Source organism: Planctomycetia bacterium (genome assembly GCA_034440135.1).
GTDB lineage: Bacteria > Planctomycetota > Planctomycetia > Pirellulales > JALHLM01 > JALHLM01.
Genome location: JAWXBP010000408.1, coordinates 1 through 4,137, shown reverse-complemented (window position 1 = coordinate 4,137; position 4,137 = coordinate 1). Strand labels below are relative to the sequence as shown.

At 56.6% G+C, this 4,137-nt stretch carries 4 protein-coding genes and 1 tRNA gene; 3 read left to right on the top strand and 2 right to left on the bottom strand.

From position 1 onward, the window contains the following. Positions 1-157 precede the first annotated feature (157 nt). Together SGJ19_23895 and SGJ19_23890 are read left to right on the top strand one after the other, a co-directional pair. Positions 158-240: transfer RNA gene (locus tag SGJ19_23895), tRNA-Leu, on the top strand. 95 nt (positions 241-335) lie between these two features. Then, a complete protein-coding gene (locus tag SGJ19_23890) occupies positions 336-1,184 on the top strand; it encodes a hypothetical protein (protein ID MDZ4783301.1) in 849 nt (282 codons plus the stop codon). On the opposite strand, the gene SGJ19_23885 is transcribed toward SGJ19_23890, so the two are convergent. Continuing rightward, positions 1,174-1,710 (bottom strand): tyrosine-type recombinase/integrase, encoded by a 537-nt coding sequence (locus tag SGJ19_23885; GenBank protein MDZ4783300.1) that lies wholly within the window; start codon positions 1,708-1,710, stop codon positions 1,174-1,176. The two genes, SGJ19_23890 and SGJ19_23885, sit on opposite strands and share 11 nt — an antisense overlap. A 672-nt stretch (positions 1,711-2,382) precedes the next feature. Next, entirely contained in the window at positions 2,383-2,856 is a 474-nt protein-coding gene (locus tag SGJ19_23880; GenBank protein ID MDZ4783299.1) for a hypothetical protein, read from the bottom strand. Positions 2,857-3,172: 316 nt separating this feature from the next. On the opposite strand from SGJ19_23880, the gene SGJ19_23875 reads away from it, so the two are divergent. After that, positions 3,173-4,137, top strand: a 965-nt coding sequence (locus SGJ19_23875) for a PIN domain-containing protein (protein ID MDZ4783298.1), incomplete at its 3' end; no start/stop codon positions are given.

Here is a 4,137-nt window from a genome sequence, read left to right as displayed (position 1 = left end):
CACACCTCCGTGCAAAAAAGGAAAGAAAACCGCTCCGTCCCGCTTCCTACGCCAACAAACCTCGACCGGTTCACGGCTTACGAAAACTGATTCGCCCTGATTCCCCCAGCGGCGACCTTGACCAAGGCCATCCAGACCCCATACTAGGTGGACACGAGCCGGAGTGGCGGAATGGCAGACGCGCTGGATTCAAAATCCAGTGAGGGCAACCTCGTGTGGGTTCGACTCCCACCTTCGGTAGTTTTTGTGTGGTAATAGGTTGCGGCGATATGGTCGCTGCAAGCTTCTGGCATGCTGATGCTCAGCACTCAATAAACACTCACTTGGGGATTTGAATGCCCCTGGACGAGAACACGCTTCTTGACGTGGTTAGCCTGCGGGCTCGCCAATCCACCATCGCCATCTTGGCATATCAAGGTGGCCAACCGAAGCAGCACGGGACCGGTACTCTGTTTCGCTTCGGTGGCGAGTTTTTTCTCGTCACGGCGGCACACGTGTTGACTGATGCGATGAAGGCGCAAGTACCTCTGCTTTTGGCACCAGAGAATGAGGCCCTGGTGCCCCTCAAAGTAGCAGGGGCGGCTTACACTACCGAGTTTCAATCCGATCTTGGGTCAGAGGATCCTTACGATATCGCGGTGTGGAACCTGGTCGCTGACACCGTCGAGAAGATCGGCAAAAAGCAGTTCCTAAATCAGACGGACCTTCAATTCGACGCGGATATTTCGAAGGGCCGTTTCTTGGTTTTTGGCTACCCTTCGGCGTGGTCGAATACTTCATCCGAACAACCCCGCACGATTGAGCAAGCACCGATTTCTCTTATTACCATCCCCTATGATGGAAGACGTAATTTTGAGCGATACGACGATCGCTTTCACATGCTGTTGAGGTTTTCGCGCGAGACGACTCAGCCTGCGGTCGGCAATTCGTTTTCACTGCCAGAAACCCTCGAGGGCATCAGCGGTTGTAGCATTTGGAAATTGCACGATGAGAGCTTCTCTTATGAAGATTGGACGGCAGAGGCTCCGAAGGTGGTCGCTATTCAGACATGTGTCTACTCCGGTCGAGGGGCCATCCGCGGAACGCTTTGGGAAGGCGTGCTTACGATCATCGCAAAAGAATGGCCTGAATTAAGGCTAGGATTTCATATTCTCTTGCGCCATGATCGGCGGATCAGACGATAGCCGACCGGTCGAGGGCAGGCTCGAACAGTTCCGCCACTGCCGGCTTCAACTGCCGCGCCATGTTGATGTAGCGTTGGGTCGTCTGATAGTCCTTATGCTGCATCAGCGCCTGGAGCGCGTCGCCGCTCATTCGATCCGCATTCATCGTCGCGAACGCCCGCCGAAGGTCGTGGAAGCCATAGAATTGCTTTCCGTGCGGCTTCACCCCGGCGGCCTTCTGGATGAGTTCGAATTCCGTGTAGAGCGATCGCCGGTCGACCTCCAGCGGGAAAACGCTGACGTGAAACGAGCGCACGGTCTGCAGGTGATCGAGGGCTAGATCGTGCAGTTGGATCAGCATGTCCCGCTTGCCCTTGTTGTCGGCTGCACGGGAAAGCGCCGTGCCATTTTCCAGGTCGACGTCTTCCCACCGCAGGGCGAGGATTTGGCCGATTCGCCAGCCGGTCATATAGGCCGTGATGAGCAGGGCTCGCCACCACGCCGCCGGCGGTGATATTCCCTTCTGCCGGCCGCCTCGCCGCGTCACACGACTGATAGAGGGCCGTGAAGTCCTCCGGTGTCACGTACGTTGGATGCTTCCCCGGCTCGCGGAGGAATTCAATCTCCGGCTCTGTCGCGAGGTAGCCCCAGCGGTGTGCCCGCTTTATGATCGCACGGAGCGCCCGCAGTTCCTTGTTCACCGTTGCCGGCGAAATGCGGGGGCCGACGTCGGGAGTTTTCGACTTCAGGTTCCGGGGATCGGCCCGGCGTGCTGCGACGTAGTCCGCGAACGTCTTGGACTTCAAGCTGCTCATCTTGATCGGCTTCACGATCCGCTCAAAGTGGTTGATCGCGATCAGCGTGCTTTCGCGAGTTGACGGTTCAGCACTGGCCAGAATCTTCGCCTCGTAATCGACCATGAACTCGGTCCACGTCGCCCGCAGCGGCGCCTGGTAGTTGCTCGAGGCAATTTGACCCTCGATTTTCCGAGCTTCGTTTTCGGCTTGACTGCGCGTGCCGATGCGCTTCGAACATCGGTGGCCGTCGGGATCGTACCAGCCGACCGACCAAGCGGTGACTTTGCCGACTTTTCGCTTCTGGCGGCTGTCCTGAAATACCCAGGCTCGCATGATTGCTGCTCCTTGTGAGAAATCCCGCCGACTCCCGCCACGCGCCACGGGCGCTAACGAGGTGGGGCCGGCGGGGTGGACGGTGGAAACTACGCGACGGCGCCGACGAGCTCGCCCGCGGGGATGGCGTACTGGGCACGCTCTTCGGCGGTCGGACGAACGATCTTCACGTCCGTGACGAATTCCTGCCGTAGTTGCCGACGGTTCGATCCGTCGCGGGTTACTTCGACGACAAAGTACACGTGCGGCCAAGGGTTCACCCGGGCGCTGCCGACTTCGATGACGATGCCCCAGTGGGCCGTAACGCCCGAAGCGACCTTGAGACTCTTGCGGTTGAATTCCGCGACTTGCTTGAACGCATCTTCGCGCGTCGTCAGGTCCAGAGAACTCCCCGCGAATTCGCCCTCGGCTCGATCTCCTGCCGAGTCCCATTCCGAGGGAACGTCGACGTACGACTTCGGCATTTTGTCGACAAATCGCTCCGACCCTGGCAGCAGGGCCAAGAACCGGCGGGGTTGGGATTCGCTTCCCTCGATCAATGTGCCAGCGGGTTTACGAGACATTGTGCACTCCATGAAAAGGAGCGCAGGGTGCCAGCAAGCTGGGTGCGGCCGAGATGGCCACGACGAAACGCAAGCAACGCATTAAGATTTGAGAAGCCCATTTTGCAGGTCACACTGCGAAGTTGGTTAGGCCGGCGGAAGTGTACCACCACTCCCGTCGGCCGCTTTCATTTGTATCGGCAATCCCGGGAATAGCAAGTAGAAAATGATTGGCGCAAGCTGGTTGACGGCCGTTAATTGGTTGGTTTTCGTGGGATGCGTTGGTATCTTTGTGTAGTGAGTTGGAGCGTCGCGAGCACAATCGTGGGTGGAAATCATGAAGGGCGCATTTCCGTGGTACTTTCCTCCGATGGAAGAAGAGTACAAGCAAATCTGGAAGTCTGCGTTCCTAACCGTGGACACAAATGTGCTACTCGACTTATACCGGCACAACAATGAGAACCGCGAATTGCTGCTGAAGAGTCTAAAAGACTTCAGTGGGCGCGCTTGGCTAACCCGACAAGCAGCAGAAGAGTTTTTTCGACATCGCCAGAAAACCGTTAACGGTGTCAGTAAGAACTTCAAAAATGCGATCAATGCACTTGAGTCTATTGTGGCGTCCAGTCGGCAGGTGGCTGAATGGCGGTCGCTTCCCAAGGATCTCCCGCTGCAGTTTTCCGCGAAGATCACGGCGTTGGTCGCGGATTTTGTACAGCAAATCGAAGCTGCTAAGGAAGCTCATCCTGATTACAGAAGCGCATCGTCGGACGCTGTGTTGGAAGCACTGTGCGATCTGTTTACGGAGGTTGGGCCATTTCTCAACGCAGAGGAATCGGTAAATCGCGCGACGGAAGGTTTGCGACGCCACGAAAACGAAATTCCACCTGGATACTGCGACAAAAAAAAGTCCAAGGAACGAAAGTACGGTGACTATCTGATTTGGCGTGAGGTTCTTGACTTCGCCAAGGCCAAGCAATTGCCAGTTGTCTTGGTGACATCTGAGAAAAAAGAAGACTGGTGGGAAGAGATCGACGGTCAAATCATTGGCCCCCGTCGAGAGATGCTGCGAGAGCTTTTTGAGCACTCTCAGCAGCGAGTGCTGATCTACCAGACTGACCAGTTTGCAGAAATGGCTGGACAAATGCGCGGCGCTCCGGTGGAAGAAAACGTGCTCGCAGAGATTAAAGTTGTCCAGGAATCATCGGAAGATGTCCCTCGAATAGTTGAAATAGCCGTTGGTTCCCCGGGGTTGATTGTTAGGCTCGTTGGCGTTGGTCGTCAAGTCGTGAGCCGTGGGCGGCT